Here is a 425-nt window from a genome sequence, read left to right on the forward strand (position 1 = left end):
TCCCGAACCAGAACCGATTGTCGAAACAACAGAGTCTAGAGAACTTTCTCAACCAGAACCGATTGTCGCAATTGTCGAGTCGATCGAGTATTCCGAACCAGAACCGATTGTCGAGTCGATCGAGCTTTCTCAACCAGAACCAATTGTCGAAACAACAGAGTCTATCGCATTTTATCAACCAGAACAGATTTTTGAAACAATAGATATAATCAACGATTTAGAACCTGAAGTGCAATCAGTAGCACATTTTCTGGAACTTGTAGAAAGACAAGAATCTAGAGAAATTTCTCAACCAGAACCGATTGTCGAAAATCTCGAAATTCCACAAATCATAGAGTCGAGACAACCTTCTCAACCAGAACCGATTGTCGAAAATCTCGAAATTCCACAAATCATAGAGTCGAGACAACCTTCTCAACCAGAAC

General features: G+C 40.7%; 1 pseudogene. It reads left to right on the top strand.

The features are described from left to right. Positions 1–425 (top strand): annotated as a pseudogene (locus tag QUB13_RS17425) (ATP-binding cassette domain-containing protein); the annotation flags it as partial.

It is taken from the genome of Microcoleus sp. B4-D4, assembly GCF_036705185.1.
Taxonomy (GTDB): Bacteria; Cyanobacteriota; Cyanobacteriia; order Cyanobacteriales; family Microcoleaceae; genus Microcoleus.